Origin of the sequence: Rhizobium etli CFN 42 (genome assembly GCF_000092045.1) — a bacterium.
GTDB lineage: Bacteria > Pseudomonadota > Alphaproteobacteria > Rhizobiales > Rhizobiaceae > Rhizobium > Rhizobium etli.
In genome coordinates this window covers 199964-214122 of the sequence record NC_007764.1, presented here as the reverse complement: position 1 = coordinate 214122, position 14159 = coordinate 199964, and the positions used below count along the sequence as shown (strand labels likewise).

At 60.3% G+C, this 14159-nt stretch carries 14 protein-coding genes; 10 read left to right on the top strand and 4 right to left on the bottom strand.

Annotated features, from left to right (window positions below; genetic code table 11):
- Nucleotides 1–7 precede the first annotated feature (7 nt).
- The 4 genes from RHE_RS23855 to RHE_RS23840 all read right to left on the bottom strand — a co-directional run bounded on the left by RHE_RS23855 (nucleotide 8) and on the right by RHE_RS23840 (nucleotide 4125).
- Nucleotides 8–892 (bottom strand): carbohydrate ABC transporter permease, encoded by an 885-nt coding sequence (locus tag RHE_RS23855; RefSeq protein ID WP_011427826.1) that lies wholly within the window; start codon nucleotides 890–892, stop codon nucleotides 8–10.
- Nucleotides 892–1779 carry a carbohydrate ABC transporter permease gene (locus RHE_RS23850; protein WP_011427825.1) on the bottom strand — a complete coding sequence of 296 codons (888 nt, stop codon included), beginning with the start codon at nucleotides 1777–1779 and terminating at the stop codon, nucleotides 892–894. Before RHE_RS23850 ends, RHE_RS23855 begins: the two co-directional genes overlap by 1 nt.
- Before the next feature lie 102 nt (nucleotides 1780–1881).
- The gene (locus RHE_RS23845; protein WP_011427824.1) at nucleotides 1882–3114 is read right to left on the bottom strand and encodes an ABC transporter substrate-binding protein; all 1233 of its coding nucleotides are present in this window, start codon (nucleotides 3112–3114) and stop codon (nucleotides 1882–1884) included.
- A gap of 57 nt (nucleotides 3115–3171) precedes the next feature.
- A complete protein-coding gene (locus RHE_RS23840; protein ID WP_011427823.1) occupies nucleotides 3172–4125 on the bottom strand; it encodes a sugar phosphate isomerase/epimerase family protein in 954 nt (317 codons plus the stop codon).
- A gap of 221 nt (nucleotides 4126–4346) precedes the next feature.
- On the opposite strand from RHE_RS23840, the gene RHE_RS23835 reads away from it, so the two are divergent.
- The 10 genes from RHE_RS23835 to RHE_RS23790 all read left to right on the top strand — a co-directional run bounded on the left by RHE_RS23835 (nucleotide 4347) and on the right by RHE_RS23790 (nucleotide 14145).
- On the top strand, nucleotides 4347–5417 hold the full coding sequence (locus tag RHE_RS23835) for a LacI family DNA-binding transcriptional regulator (RefSeq protein WP_042119774.1): 1071 nt from the start codon (nucleotides 4347–4349) through the stop codon (nucleotides 5415–5417).
- Between the two features lie 195 nt (nucleotides 5418–5612).
- Nucleotides 5613–7487, top strand: coding sequence for an adenylate/guanylate cyclase domain-containing protein (locus RHE_RS23830; RefSeq protein WP_011427821.1), 1875 nt, complete (start codon nucleotides 5613–5615; stop codon nucleotides 7485–7487).
- A gap of 95 nt (nucleotides 7488–7582) precedes the next feature.
- Nucleotides 7583–8914: a gluzincin family metallopeptidase gene (locus RHE_RS23825; RefSeq protein WP_011427820.1), complete on the top strand. Its 1332-nt coding sequence runs from the start codon at nucleotides 7583–7585 to the stop codon at nucleotides 8912–8914.
- Between the two features lie 8 nt (nucleotides 8915–8922).
- On the top strand, nucleotides 8923–9525 hold the full coding sequence (locus tag RHE_RS23820; protein WP_011427819.1) for a hypothetical protein: 603 nt from the start codon (nucleotides 8923–8925) through the stop codon (nucleotides 9523–9525).
- 33 nt (nucleotides 9526–9558) lie between these two features.
- A complete protein-coding gene (locus RHE_RS23815; RefSeq protein ID WP_042119771.1) occupies nucleotides 9559–9897 on the top strand; it encodes a hypothetical protein in 339 nt (112 codons plus the stop codon).
- Nucleotides 9898–10222: 325 nt separating this feature from the next.
- Nucleotides 10223–10642 carry an acetyl-CoA carboxylase biotin carboxyl carrier protein gene (locus RHE_RS23810; RefSeq protein ID WP_011427818.1) on the top strand — a complete coding sequence of 140 codons (420 nt, stop codon included), beginning with the start codon at nucleotides 10223–10225 and terminating at the stop codon, nucleotides 10640–10642.
- On the top strand, nucleotides 10642–12036 hold the full coding sequence (gene accC, locus RHE_RS23805; protein ID WP_011427817.1) for an acetyl-CoA carboxylase biotin carboxylase subunit: 1395 nt from the start codon (nucleotides 10642–10644) through the stop codon (nucleotides 12034–12036). Before RHE_RS23810 ends, accC begins: the two co-directional genes overlap by 1 nt.
- Nucleotides 12033–12455: an acetyl-CoA carboxylase biotin carboxyl carrier protein gene (locus RHE_RS23800; protein WP_011427816.1), complete on the top strand. Its 423-nt coding sequence runs from the start codon at nucleotides 12033–12035 to the stop codon at nucleotides 12453–12455. The genes accC and RHE_RS23800 overlap by 4 nt, the downstream gene beginning before the upstream one ends.
- Nucleotides 12452–13159 (top strand): 5-oxoprolinase subunit PxpB, encoded by a 708-nt coding sequence (gene pxpB / locus RHE_RS23795; protein WP_011427815.1) that lies wholly within the window; start codon nucleotides 12452–12454, stop codon nucleotides 13157–13159. Before RHE_RS23800 ends, pxpB begins: the two co-directional genes overlap by 4 nt.
- Entirely contained in the window at nucleotides 13156–14145 is a 990-nt protein-coding gene (locus tag RHE_RS23790; protein WP_011427814.1) for a 5-oxoprolinase subunit C family protein, read from the top strand. Before pxpB ends, RHE_RS23790 begins: the two co-directional genes overlap by 4 nt.
- The last annotated feature ends 14 nt before the right edge of the window (nucleotides 14146–14159 follow it).

The following is a 14159-nucleotide window of genomic DNA, read 5'->3' as shown; positions in this document are numbered from 1 at the left end:
GGAAGCGTTACCCCTTGACTGCGCCGGCCGCGATGCCGCGCACGAACCAGCGGCCGGACAGGAAATAGATGGCGAGAGGGAGGATGGCGGTGAGGATCGTCGCCGCCATGTTCACATTGTAGGTGCGCTCGCCCATCGTGGTATTGACGATGTTGTTGAGCTGCACGGTCATCGGCAGGTTGTCGCGCCCGGCGAAGACGAGACCGAGCAGGAAGTCGTTCCAGATGCCGGTGAACTGCAGCATGGAGACTACGACGACCATAGGCACGGCGATCGGCAGCATGATTTCGAAGAAGATGCGCCAGAAGCCAGCGCCGTCGACGCGCGCCGCCTTGCAGAGCTCCTCCGGCACGCTGACGAAATAGTTGCGGAAGAGCAGTGTCACCAGCGGCAGGCCGAAGATGACGTGGACGATAATGATGCCGGCGAGTGAATTGTAGAGGCCGATATTCGCCATGGCGCGAACCATCGGATAGAGGAAGATCTGGTAGGGGATGAGACCGCCGGCCATTAACAAGCCAAAGAGCGCATTTGCCCCGCGCGGCCGCCAGAGCGACAGCGCATAGCCGTTGACGGCACCGATGAAGACCGAGATCGCGACCGCGGGAACGGTGATCGCCACCGAATTCCAGAAGCCGCTGCGAATGCCGACGCAGACGGTTCCCATGCAGGCGCCCGACCAGGCGGTCACCCAGGCGGAGAAATCGAGCGTGGCGGGGAGGGCAAAGATCTGCCCGAGCCGGATTTCGTCCATCGACTTCAGCGAGGTGACGACCATCGTATAGAGCGGCAGAAGGAAGAAAAGTGCGGCGGCGACCAGGAAGGTATAAAGGCCGATGCGTCCCGCCGTGATCCTCGCCGGCTTCGGCCCGTTCGGGTGAGGCTGGTTCATCACGCCGCTCCCTCCGCCCGGTTGCGCATGTGCATCGCATAGCGAAATGGCGCGACCGCGATGATGACGCTGAGGACGAGCACCGTTGCGCCTGCTGTGGCAAGGCCGAGATTCTGGCGCCCGAACAAATTGTCCATGATGAATTTCGCCGGCACCTCGGTGGCATTGCCGGGGCCGCCATTGGTCATGGCGACGACGATGTCGTAGGTCTTGATCACGCCCATGGCGAGCAGCATGCCGGCAGCGGCGAGTGCCGGCCCGAGCTGGGGCAGGATGATCGAGACATAGATGCGCCAGACGGGGATGCCGTCGACGCGCGCCGCTTTCCATTGCTCGGCCTCGATGCCGCGTATGCCGGCAAGCGCAATGACCATGACCAGCCCCGCGCCCTGCCATACGCCGGCGAGCACCAGCGCATAGATCGCCATGTCGCGATTGACCACCCAGTCGAGGACGAAGCTTTCCCAGCCGAGCGAACGCACGCTCGCCTGGATGCCGAGCGTCGGATTGAGCATCCATTGCCAGATCAGCCCGGTCACCACGAAGGACATGGCGTAGGGATAGAGGAAGATCGTCCTGAAGGCGCTTTCGAAACGGATCTTGCGGTCGAGTGCGGCGGCCAGAAGAAAGCCGAGCACCAGACAGCCCGCGACATAGAGGACGCCGAAGATCAAGACGTTTTGCAGTGAGGCCAGCCATTTGGCCGAGGCGAAGAGCTTCGAATATTGCGCGAAGCCGATATAGGTCGAAGACGGAAAGAGCGTGGAATTGGTGAAGGACAGCCTTATCGACCAGCCCATGGTGCCGATGAAGACCACGACCGCGGCAAACCATGTCGGCAAGAGGGCGATGATCGCGGAAAGATTGCGCTTGCGTTTGACGGACATCGGCCAGCTCGTTGTCGGATGGAAAGCGGAACACGCGCCGCCGCGGAGCACGCAGCGCGGAAGCCGTGGCGTCGGAGACAGTCCGACGCCACGGACACGATCCTACTCGAAGATGGCGAAGAAATTCTCGGCCGCAGCCGCCGCGTCGTTCGAGCCGCCGCTCCAATATTCGTCGACGAAATCGTCGAGCGAACCGACCTGCTGCGGCGTGAGCACGATCGCCTGATCGGGCACGATCGCGCCGGCGCTCATCAGCTCGACGCCCTTCTGCGCGCAGACGTCGAGTTTAGACTTGTCGACGTCGGAGCGCATCGGGATAGAGCCCTTCTTAAGGGCGAATTCGACCTGGATCGCCGGGTCCATGACGACTTCGGCGAGAAGCTTCTGCGCCTTGTCGGCCTGGGCATTGCCGGTTTTCGGGAACCACAGGGAGTCGGCGATATAGACCATGCCTCTGGATTCGGGAGCGATCATGCAGCCATAATCCTTGCCAGGCTCTTTGCCGGCAACGGTGAATTCGCCCTTGGCCCAATCGCCCATGAACTGCACGCCGGCTTTGGCGGTGATCAGCATGGCTGTCGCATCGTTCCAGTTGCGGCCCGCCGCACCCGCGTCGACATAACCGCGCAGCTTGCCAAGGATTTCGAGAGTCTTCTTTACGCCGTCGACGGATGCCTCGCTCTTGTCCTTGTCTGCATAGATCTTCAGAAAGCCGTCGCTCCCCACCTGCGAGAGCAGGATCATGTTGAAGACCTTGGTCTGCTGCCAGGGCTGGCCGCCCCAGGCGACCGGGATAAGGCCGGCGGCCTTCAGCTTGTCGAGATCAGCGAAAAACTCGTCCCAGCTCTTCGGTTCCTGCGCAATACTGGCCTTGTCGAAGGCCTCCTTGGAATAGAAGACCCAGCTTTCGCCATGGGCGCCGGTCGGCGCGAGATAGACCTTGCCATCATAGGAAATGAGAGCGCTGATCGATTTCGGCAAGACGTCGGCCCATTTGCCGGCGGCAGCAACGTCGTCGATCGGGTTGAAAAGACCCTGGCTGACGAAATCGGCGGCAGCAAGACCGATGACGCCCTGTTTGGCGCCGGGCGCGTCGCCGGCGACGATGCGGTTCTGGAAGGCGGCATCGGCAGCGCCGAAGCCGGCAATGGAGGAATCCTTCCAGATGCCGCCGCGCTTTTCGAATTCCGTCTTGATGACGTTCAAGGCTGCCGCTTCGCCGCCCGACGTCCAGGACGACATGATCTCGATCGTCGGCTTGTCCTCGGCATGCGCCGCGGCGATGGGACCGGCGAAAGCCACACCGGCAAGAAAGAGCTTCATCATGGTCTTCATTGTTCCACCTCTTGAAAATGCCCTCTTGGCGGGGCGTTTGTCGTCTTCGGAATGATCTCAGCGATAAATCGGCAGGAGCGCCTGCCGGACGAGCGTGAGCCCGTTGGCGATGTCGCGGACGGGATCGGGCGCGGCATCGAGTTCGAGGATTGCCCAGCCTTCATAGGCCTTGTCGCGCAACAGCCGGATCCAGGCCGGCCAGTCGACGCGTCCGAGGCCAAAGCCGCAGAAATAGGGCTGGTGGCGTTCATGGATCTGCTTGTCGATCGGGGTATCGGCTGGCATCGGGCCGACCGCATCCTTCCAGTGGGCGATGATCATGCGCTCGTGATGACGGTCAACCAACTGGACGGGGTCGGAGCCGGCAACGATGATATGGGCGGTGTCCGGGCACATATGCACATAGGCCGGATCGGTCAGCAGCATCATCAGGTCGACGTCGCGCGCGGCGGCAAAGATCGAGTGCGCCTCCGTGTGCAGCGCGAGCCGGACGCCTCTGGCATGGAGGGTCGCGCCAAGCCGATTGAGGAAATCGGCGATTGCCTTGGCACGGTCGAAATCGTGGAACTGCACCGGCTGGGCGCCGAGAGTTTGGCGTAACGGGGCGCCAATCACCATGATGTCGCTGCCGCAGGCTTTCAGGAAATCGGCATATCGTTCCGCCTTGTCGATCAGCGCGCGCTGGGCTTCAGGGGCGGTAAAGTCTCCCGCTGCCTCGAGCTCTGCGAAGAATCCGCTGCAAAGCGTCAGTCCGCGCCTTGCCAGTTCGGCGGCAAACCCATCGATCGAACCATAGGTCTTGATAGCGTCCTGCCAGTTGAAGGGTGAGAAGGTCAACTCGACGCCGGTGACGCCGGAAGCCTGGACGCTGTCGAGGATCTTGTCCCAGAAGGCGCGCGGCGCGGCGCGTGCACGGCCGACAATCGCATCATGGCTGTCGACGCCCCAGAAGCCGGGATGGAAGAACGTCACAAGATCAACGCCGAAGCGTAGTCTGTCGTCACTGGCCATAACCTATCCATTCTCACGGGCACGACCCGCCTGCATGCGAAACAGCGGCTCCGCATTCAATAAGTTGTGCATTTTCAACGTATTAAAAATGGCAATCGTTTGCCATACTTAGATGATAGCCAAGCTGGTTTTTTTAGCAAGCAATTTTTGGCAAACGTTTGCTATAAACCGTCACCTGCCTTAGAATTGCAAATCGAAGCATCCCGGAGACGTAATTAAAGGTGAATAAAAACAAAGATGTGGCGGGAGAGGAGCCGTCCGGGGCGCTGATGGCTGACGTTGCGCGGCTCGCCGGTGTCGCGATATCGACGGTCAGCCGGGCGCTTGCCAATCCCGGACGGGTCAACGAGAAGACCCGCACCAAGATCAATGCGGCCGCCAGGCAACTCGGCTACACGCCGAACGCGATGGCGCGCGGACTGAGGATCGGAAAATCCAACATCATCATGATCATCCTGCCAGGATCGCTTTATTATGGCGTCTCCCAGATCATTCCTCAGGTCCTGCAGAGCATCAACAAAACGCTGATCCAGGGCGGCTATAATCTGATGATCGCCAACCTTGATCGCGACGAGGCCTCCGAGCGGCACATTCTCGATCTCGCCTTCGGCGGCAGCGTGCGCGGCGCCATTATTCTGTCGTCGAAGCTTCCGGAGGTCGACGGGCGTTCGCTGGCAAATTCCGGCCTGCCCATCGTGTCGATGCTGCTCGACATGAGCGATGCGGGCCTGCAGAGCGTCGTTACCAACGATCGCGAGGCTGTGCGCGACGTCACGGCCGAGCTCGTTCGTCTGGGGCATCGGCGGTTTTTCTATCTTGCAGGCCCTGAAGGCAATTATCACGATGTCGAGCGCTATGGCGGCGTGCTCGAGGCGCTCGATGCAGCCGGCTTGCCGCGGCAGGCGGTGCGTCGCTCGGGCGGTCGCCTCGATTATCAGCACGGCTTCGACATCGGCGTTCAGGCGGCGGATGATTTCACGAAGCTGGCCGAGAAACCGACGGCGGTTATCGCCACGAGCGATGACATGGCCATTTCATTCATCAGTCGCATCAAGCGTGTAGGCTTGCGTATTCCCGATGATCTGTCCGTTGTTTCCTTCGACGGCTCTCCGGTCTGCGAATTCTCCGCGCCGCCACTCTCGACGATCGAGCAGCCCGTGGAAGAGATGGGCCGCGCGGCGGTGGAACTTCTGCTCGACGCCATTGGCCGGGCGCATAACCCGGCAACGCTGCGCACCGTCATCCGCAGCAGGCTTATCCTGCGGGAGAGCATCGCCGTTGCAAAGACTTGACGCGCCGGAATCGGCGCCCCCCTGATGAGGGGCCGCACCATCAATTCTGAAGTTCCACTCAAATTCTCAAGTGGCTCCGGCGGTTCTTACAGCCGAGAGGGAGATTTTAGTTGTCAGTAATACAATCGTCCGGCAACATTACTGGCTAGCTTCTTGAACTGAATAGTATTGCCACCAGCGCGTTGGGAGACGGGCATGTGCGCAGAGTTTGTTGAACGTCGGCTGGCGGCTATTCTGGCTGCCGATGTGGTAGGCTATAGCCGCCTCCTGGAAGCCAACGAAGAGGAGACGCTCAACGCCCTTCGTCAGCATCGCCGAGAGCTCTTCGATCCTGCTGTCGCAATCCATGGCGGACATATAATCAAGGTCATGGGCGATGGTTTCCTGGTCGAGTTCGGCAGCGTGCTGAGTGCGGCACGCTGCGCTGTCGAAATCCAGCGCGGCATGCTGGAGCGCAACATAGGGATTCCGGGGGACAGGCACTTTGCGTTCCGCATCGGCTTGAATCTCGGCGACATCGTTTTCGACGAGGATGACTTTCATGGGGACGGCATTAATGTCGCGGTCCGGCTGCAGGCTCTTGCAGCCCCCGGCGGTATTGCCTGTTCGGCGGCCGTGCGCCACGAAGTCGCCAACAAGCTCGACCTCGGTTTCGCAGACCAGGGCGCCATGACCGTCAAGAATATATCCCGACCGGTCCATGTCTATTTTGCCGATTGGGGCAATGCCCCCTCCAGTGAAGAGGTCCCGCTTACCGCAGGCGGACACACACGGGCGCCGGTCAACAAGCCGTCGGTTGCAGTTCTGCCATTCGCCAACATCAGCAACGATCCCGAGCAGGATTTCTTCAGCGACGGCATCACCGAAGATCTCATCACTGATCTGTCGAATGTTTCAGGCCTGTTCGTGCTAAGCCGCAACACCGTCTTTACATGGAAGGGCCGGAGCGAAAACCTGCAACGTATCGCTGCGGAACTCGGCGTTGCCTATATTGTGGAGGGCAGCGTCCGCAAGGCAGGCAATCAGGTCCGGATCAATGCGGAATTGATTGAAGCAGCCAGCGACGGCCATGTCTGGGCCGCGCGTTACGACCGCGACCTGACGGACATTTTCGAAATGCAGGACGAGATCGTAAAGGCAATCGTCGGGCAGCTCAAGGTCAAGCTGCTGCCGGAGGAGAAGAGGGCAATCGAGCAGGCGCCGACAGAGAGCGTTGAGGCCTACACGCATTTCCTCCGGGGGCGCGAATACTACCATATTGCCTCACGCTCCAACCATTTGATGGCCAGGCAGAGCTTCGCCAGAGCCATCGAACTGGATCCGGGTTATGCCCGCGCCTATGCCGGCATCGCGGTCTGCGATGCGCGCCTGCGGTCTCAATTCGGAGCTGAAATTCCGGTGGAGGATATTCTTGCAAACACGGCGACGGCGCTCGTTATCGATCCCAATCTGGCGGAGGCCTATGCGGCCAAGGGATTTGCATTGGCGGTGGCCGGCAATCGCACCGAGGCAGTTTCCGCATTCGCGCAAGCTTTGTCGCTCGACGCCAATTGCCACGAGGCGAACCGCTACTATGCCGAATTTTGCGTCACCGAAGGTCAGTTCGAACTCGCGGCTACGCACTTTCAGCGGGCGATGGAAATCAAACCTGCCGACTACGGTGCACCGATCATGCTTGTGAACGTCTTACGTTCACTCGGACAAATAGATAAGGCCAGCAGCTATGCCAGGATCGCATTGAAAAGGGCGGAGGAGGAACTGCGGCTCCATCCGGAGAATGCCAATGTTGCCTGCCTGGGAGCGACGGCGCTGGCCTTCCTTGGTGTTCGCGACACGGCGCTGGAATGGTTGGCGCGCTCCCTGGCGACGGATCCCGACGATATAAACATTCAGTACAACGCCGCCTGCACTTATGCACTTCTTGGCGAGATCGATCGGGCGATAGACTTGCTTGAAGTCTGGATGCCGCAAGTCGGCATCGAAATGCGGCTATGGTTCAAGAATGATTCCGATCTCGATCCCATCCGTAGTCACCCGCGCTATTTGAAACTGGTTTCACTGTCTGAATAAGCCAATAATACTATTTCATTACTTGATAAATCCGCCGCGAGCGCCGAATGTCAACTTAAACTGGCAATCATGAAAGTCTTTTGAGGGGGGAGCGAATGGGCACCCGGTTCAGACTTTTTGTGCAGCCTCCATTTGAAGATGCTCGATCAAGTCCCGAGATTGTCGAAGTGTCGTCTCCGTTGGGCAGCCTGACCGCTGGTCCGGCCGACGATTGCATGTTTGTTGTCGAACCAGTCGGCAAAATCTATCCCTATGGCGTAAACCGGGGCCCGCTCGGAACGCCTTATATGTCCCTTCCGCCTTGGACCGGCAAAATCCTCGAGCCGGCCGATCCCGATGAGCGCGGCAATTTTGACTATCTCCGACCTTCGATGCCCGGTTTCGAAGCCGCGCATGTCTTCGGCTGCGTACGGTTCACACTCGATGTGTGGGAGCGCTATCTCGGCCAGCCGCTTACGTGGCATTTTCGCGATCACTATGACCGGTTGGAAATCTCCATTTTCCCACAGTGGGACAATGCCCAGTACGGCTACGGCTTCCTTGAAGTCGGCAGCCAGTTCGAGAAGGATGGGCGCATCCTTCCCTTCAGCCTGGATTTCGATGTCATCGCCCATGAGGTGGGGCACGCGATCATCTTCAGCATCCTCGGGGTACCGCGCCCGGGCACCGAGTATCCGGAATATCTCGGCTTCCAGGAGTCCTTCTCAGACTGCGTGTCGCTGATCGCGGCCATGCATTTTCCGTCGGTGATCGAGAATGTACTCGAGGAGACGTGCGGCAACCTTTACCGGGCAAATCGCCTCGCGCGCTTTTCGGAATTCTCGCCGCATCGTCAGATTCGTTCGGCAAACAACAAACGGACGATGGCCGAATTCGCGCGTGGCTGGAAGGACGAACACGAGCTCTCCCAGCCACTCACCGGTGCGATATTCGATATACTCGTCGATATTTTTCACGAGAGCCTGGTAGCGAGAGGCCTTATCTCCCGGAACGTCGAAGATCTCTCGGATATTGCCGAGTTCGACCCGGCTGCCGAGGCGCCGGTACAGCTCGCTTTCGACCGCGCTTTTGCGCGGAACCCGGATGGATTTGTCGAAGCATTGCTCGATGCACGAGACATCGCCGGCACGTATCTGGCGGAAACCTTGTGGGCTCTTGCTCCCGATTTTCTGGACTACGGCGACGTCGCGGAAACGATGCTTGCAGTTGATCGGAAGGAAAGTAGCGGCCAATTCGCCGGGATCATCAGCAGGAACTTCGGGCGGCGAGCGATCGGCGAGCTGCATGCCGGCGCACACCTCAAGGGCGGTGAGCATCACAGCCATTTTCACTCTGCGCGAATCTTGCTGCCGAGAGATCATCTGAAGCTTCCGAAGATGAGCTATCGCGAGAAAGTTCTGCTGTCGAGATCAGGTATCGGTCAATAACCAGGTAGATGGAGGCAGACGTGGCAGACAATGAAACCTTATTAGGCGTATCAGCAGTGTATCTCTTCGGCCGTGAACTGAGTGACCTTCTTTTGCGAGGCGACGTTTATCAGCCGCTGATGGGAAATCCATTAGGCGCGAATGGTTTTCTGAGGGGCCAACTCAGCACGGACGACGCGACTCTCGCGCGAATCTACGCTTTCTCTTTCGAGGGAACTTTCGTTGAATTGAGCCGACCCGCTATCTTCGTTGTCCACGGCAGCGGCCTGAATCCCGACGATCCCCCTCCGCGGAATGTCGATGGCGATATTGAATACGACAGGTTGTCTCGGTCCCCAGGATCGAGTGCACGAACAGGTCTCGGCTCCCAAATCGGGGCTCTCGCCAGGGATATGAAGGTTTGGATCTATGAGAAGGACGATATCTCGATGAGGCTTGATGCCCAAACGGGAAGTCTAGAGCAAATCTTGCTCGCGGCTGAGGCCTCGACAGATCCTCGAGGAATGGCGAGCGGTGGATTGTCCAGGTCGGGCGGCGCCTTGTCCCGCTCCGGCGGCGTCATGTCGAGATCAGGTGGATTCATCCCTCGCAGATCGGGCGATGGTGATTGATTTTACGGATAGGGATGGACCCGGGAGGTTAACATGCCCGCGAAAACTACTCTTCAAATTGTCCGGTTGGACCCCAAGCCTGTGCAAGCTCCGCTCCGCACACGAACGCCGTTCACGCTCATAGGCCACGGCTTCGGTGAGGGGATGGATGTATATGTATCTACCAAGCAGGACGGCAGCGACAGAGTTGACGTCGAAGTCCTTCGGGATGACTCTGCTACGAGCACAGACAAGGTATGGCCAGTCGTCGCCAAGCCGGCGCTCGGCGCTCCACCTACCGATACCACCAAAGATAAACCCGACCCACCCTTGTGGGTTGTGATAAAACTGAATGGCCAGAAGAGCGCCATACAAGGATTTTTGATCGTCTGAGTCTTGAGAGATCATCTCAATCCGAGTTGATCAATTGGCCAGCATTGTCTTGGCAGTCTGTCTGCCAGTCGCGCCTTCAAACGGGTGCGACCGGTAGATAGGCTGTGACAAAGGCGCGATGGGGAGGCGCCGCCTTCAAAAACGCTTTGCGCAGGCGTCGACTGCCATAAGAACGTACGGCGATATCGCTTACAGAGCGCGGACTGCGCTCCATCAAAACTTCGTCTGACCCCATCAATCCGCCCGTCGTGCTACGAAATCACTACACCGGGCGATCTGAAACTTCGGCTATGCGCGGTGGAATTTTGAAATTCCGGGCACGCACATGGACCTCTCGAAGATCAAGACGCTGATCGATTTTGTCGGACGATCGAACATTACCGAGCTGACCGTGACGGAAAAGGACGTGACGGTTCGGATTTTCCGAACGGCGGCGGGCCAGGAGGCTGTCGCCGAACCCGAGCAAAAGCCGAGACCGATCGCTAGTGCGCCCTCGGGCGTCGAGCAAACCTCGCATGCGGTGACGGCGCCTGTTTTCGGCGTTCTGCACAAGGCCCCGGCGCCCGGAGAACCGCCATTTGTCGCGATCGGAGACGTGGTGGAGGAGGGGCAGACGCTCTTCATCATCGAGGCGATGAAGGTCTTCAACACGATCACCGCACCGCGGGCCGGGCGCATCATGCGCCTGACCGAAAAAGACGGGGGCGAGGTCGACACCGGCGACCTGCTGGCGGAGATTGTCTGATGCCGGAAACATCTCAACAATCCGCTGTCTCTGGGCGCCGCTTCGATACTGTCCTCATTGCCAATCGCGGCGAGATCGCAGCACGGATCCAGCGCGCCTGTCGCGAGCTCGGCCTCAAGACGGTCGCCATCTGCTCCGAGGCGGACAGGCAAGCACCCTATGGCAAAACTGCGGACAGGTTTCTCTGCATCGGCCCTTCGAGTGCGACGAAGAGCTATCTCAATCAGGATGCCATTCTTCTCGCGGCGCGCCTGACCGGTGCGGACGCCATTCATCCCGGTTACGGTTTTCTGTCGGAAAATGCGATATTCGCCGACACCGTCGAAAAGGCAGGACTGGTCTTCATCGGTCCGACGGCTTCGTCGATCGCAACGATGGGCGATAAGATCGCGGCGAAGCGGGCGATGATGGCGGCTGGCGTGCCTTGCGTTCCCGGGCCGGACACGGCGCTGCCCGATGATCCCGCATCGGTCGAGCGGCTCGCGCTGGAGATCGGCTATCCCGTCATCATCAAGGCATCAGGCGGCGGCGGCGGGCGCGGCATGCGCGTCGTTCCGAAGGCCGACCAGTTGCATGAAGCAATCGCACTGACCCGGGAAGAAGCCCGCAAGGCTTTCGGCTCACCCTCGCTCTATATGGAGAAGTTCCTCCAGCATCCGCGCCATATCGAGATACAGGTTCTTTGCGACGACTACGGCAATGCCGTATGGCTGGGGCATCGGGACTGCTCGATGCAGCGCCGCCACCAGAAGGTTGTGGAGGAGGCGCCGGCGCCTGGAATCGCGCCCGACATCATCCGGCCGGTCGGCATGGCCTGCGTCGAGGCCTGCCGGCAGATCGGCTACCGGGGCGTTGGAACCTTCGAATTTCTCTATGAGAACGGCGCTTTCTATTTCATCGAAATGAACACGCGGCTTCAGGTCGAGCATCCCGTCACCGAAATGACGAGCGGACTCGATATCGTTCAGGCGCAGATCAAGGCGGCCCAGGGTGAGGTTCTGAACCTCATCCAAAGCGAGGTGATCTGCGAAGGCCATTCTTTCGAATGCCGCATCAACGCCGAAGATCCCGACACCTTCCTGCCGTCGGCTGGTGTCGTCACGCATCTGGCTTTGCCGCAGGGGCCCGGCATCCGCGTCGATACCCATATTCACCCCGGTTACAAGGTGTCGCCCTATTACGATTCGCTGATCGCCAAGTTGATCGTCCACGCGCCGACGCGGCCCAAAGCAATGGCCAGAATGTGCGAGGCGCTTGCCGGCACCGAGATCGAGGGCATCGCCACCAATATCCCCTTCCTGCGCGCCCTGTTCGAGGACCACGCATTCGCGCGCGGTGAGACCGATATCCATTATCTCGAGCAGTGGCTGAAGCTGCGGAGGACGGCGGCATGAGTGCCATCGACTTCAGCGATCCCGCAACCGTCGCATTCCTCACCGACGCGCTGACGGCCGCCAGAGTGGCGGGCGTCGAAATTTCCCGGCCGGACGGGCAGCTTCGTATCGTCATTTCACGGGAGGGCGGCGCCCGGATCAGCGGACAGAAACGCACACCCCGCGCTTCCGGCTCAGCACCTGAAGTCGTGAAGGCGCCGATGGCAGGGCATTTCTGCGCCGAACATCCCGCGGCCGTCACGCCTCAAACTCTGCCGCGCTTTGTATCCGATGCCAGTGTGCTCGGCTTCATCAGGGTAGGGCATGTGCTGCTTCCGCTTCGCGGCGGCCGTTCCGGTGTCTTGACCAGGCTGCTCGTCGAGCCCGACGACCTGGTCGGCTTCGGTGACCCTCTGTTCGAAATCGAGCTGCCATCATGATCGCCACGACGAACAGACCTGCATCGCGACGCGAAATCGTTCCGGCCACCCGAAGCCGGGCGCGCGTTTCCTCGATCGGCGCTAGATCCTTCCTGCTGGAGGCGCCAGGCGATTTCAATCTCATCGCGCAGCGGCGGATCTGGGCGCTGTCCCGGACGGTGAGGGGTTGGGATGACCTTGCCGAAAATATTCCCGGGATGACCAATCTGTTGGTGATCTTCAAGGAGACGCCCGAAGATCCCGATGCGGTGGTCGCCCGGCTGCTGGAGGCATGGGAGAATGCGCAGAGCATCGATCTCAACGGCAAGACCATTAAGGTCCCCGTCCATTACGGCGGCGAACATGCGACCGATCTTCCGGCCCTTTGCGATCTCTCCGGCTTGAGCGATCACGAGGTCGTCCGCATCCATCATGAAGCCACGTATCGTGTCTTCGCCTTGGGCAGCGCGCCGGGTTTCGGTTATCTGCATGGCCTCGATCCGCGCATCTACATGCCGCGAAAGACCGTGCCGTCGCTGAAGATGTCGAAGGGCTGCGTGACCATCGGCGGCATGCAAACCGGCGTCGCCATGCTGACCGGCCCCAATGGCTGGAATTCCATCGGCTTCGCGACGCTTGAGATGTTCGATCCGACCGCGCCGAACCCTGCCATGATGGCGCCCGGAGACACGGTGCGGTTCCTGCCAGCGAGGATCGAGCTATGATCGAGATCTTGGAAAGCGGGCCCTTCAACACGGTGCAGGATCTGGGACGCCCCGGCTATCGTGATATCGGCGTGTCGGCGAGCGGCGCGATGGATCCGCTTGCGGTCAGGATCGGTAATATTCTCGTCGGCAATGACGAGAATGCCGCGGTTATCGAGGTGCAGACCTTCCCGTTCAGCCTGCGTTTCGAGAGCCGCACCGTCTTTACCGTGACCGGTACAGACGGCAATCCTCACCTTAATGGATCGGAACTCATTCCCTGGTGCGCCTATGTGGCAGAGCCCGGACAGGTTCTCGAATTGAAGCAGCCCCCGCGGCTGGCGCGCGCCTATATTTCGGTCGGGGGCGGGCTGGACATTCCCGTCGTCATGGGGTCGCGAAGCACGTCGCTGCGCGGCGGCTTCGGCGGTAATGCCGGCCGGCCGCTGGCGAAGGGCGATCGGATCGCGGTCGGCGAGGACTTGGAGATTGCCATGCTGCCGGGCCTCGCCGTCATCGAGCCGGCCGTGGCACTGCATGAGGTCTTCCCGGCGCCCGTCGATGGCGTGCTGCCGATCCGCGCCCTGCCTGCCGGCGAGCATGGTCTTTTCGCCGGAGACGGTGAAGCCTTCTGGAGCCAGATCTGGCGGATTTCCTCGCGCAGCGACCGCACGGGCTACCGCCTCTCCGGCGAGCCGATCACGCCGACCGCCACCATCGAGATGCGCTCTCATGGCGTCGTGCCCGGCGTGATCCAGGTTCCGCCCGGCGGCGAACCGATCGTGCAGATGAGCGATGCGAATACCGCCGGCGGCTATCCGAAGATCGCCGGCGTGATCGAATGCGACCTCTGGCGGCTCGGTCAGGCTCGCATCGGCGCCCGCCTGAAATTCGTCCGCTCGACGCATGCGGAAGCGCGCGCGATCGAACAGGCCGTCACCCGCTATGTCGAGGATGTCAGGCTGACATCCGGGATGGTCAAGCGTGCCCTGAAGGCGATGGCCTAAGGGAGGCAAAAGGA

Bases quoted from the DNA above. Each gene is read 5' to 3' on its own strand.
- RHE_RS23845 (WP_011427824.1), bottom strand. From the start codon at position 3,114: ATGAAGACCATGATGAAGCTCTTTCTTGCCGGTGTGGCTTTCGCCGGT.
- RHE_RS23830 (WP_011427821.1), top strand. From the start codon at position 5,613: ATGTGCGCAGAGTTTGTTGAACGTCGGCTGGCGGCTATTCTGGCTGCC.
- RHE_RS23820 (WP_011427819.1), top strand. From the start codon at position 8,923: ATGGAGGCAGACGTGGCAGACAATGAAACCTTATTAGGCGTATCAGCA.
- RHE_RS23850 (WP_011427825.1), bottom strand. From the start codon at position 1,779: ATGTCCGTCAAACGCAAGCGCAATCTTTCCGCGATCATCGCCCTCTTG.
- RHE_RS23825 (WP_011427820.1), top strand. From the start codon at position 7,583: ATGGGCACCCGGTTCAGACTTTTTGTGCAGCCTCCATTTGAAGATGCT.
- pxpB (WP_011427815.1), top strand. From the start codon at position 12,452: ATGATCGCCACGACGAACAGACCTGCATCGCGACGCGAAATCGTTCCG.
- RHE_RS23810 (WP_011427818.1), top strand. From the start codon at position 10,223: ATGGACCTCTCGAAGATCAAGACGCTGATCGATTTTGTCGGACGATCG.
- RHE_RS23800 (WP_011427816.1), top strand. From the start codon at position 12,033: ATGAGTGCCATCGACTTCAGCGATCCCGCAACCGTCGCATTCCTCACC.
- RHE_RS23855 (WP_011427826.1), bottom strand. From the start codon at position 892: ATGAACCAGCCTCACCCGAACGGGCCGAAGCCGGCGAGGATCACGGCG.
- RHE_RS23840 (WP_011427823.1), bottom strand. From the start codon at position 4,125: ATGGCCAGTGACGACAGACTACGCTTCGGCGTTGATCTTGTGACGTTC.
- RHE_RS23790 (WP_011427814.1), top strand. From the start codon at position 13,156: ATGATCGAGATCTTGGAAAGCGGGCCCTTCAACACGGTGCAGGATCTG.
- accC (WP_011427817.1), top strand. From the start codon at position 10,642: ATGCCGGAAACATCTCAACAATCCGCTGTCTCTGGGCGCCGCTTCGAT.
- RHE_RS23815 (WP_042119771.1), top strand. From the start codon at position 9,559: ATGCCCGCGAAAACTACTCTTCAAATTGTCCGGTTGGACCCCAAGCCT.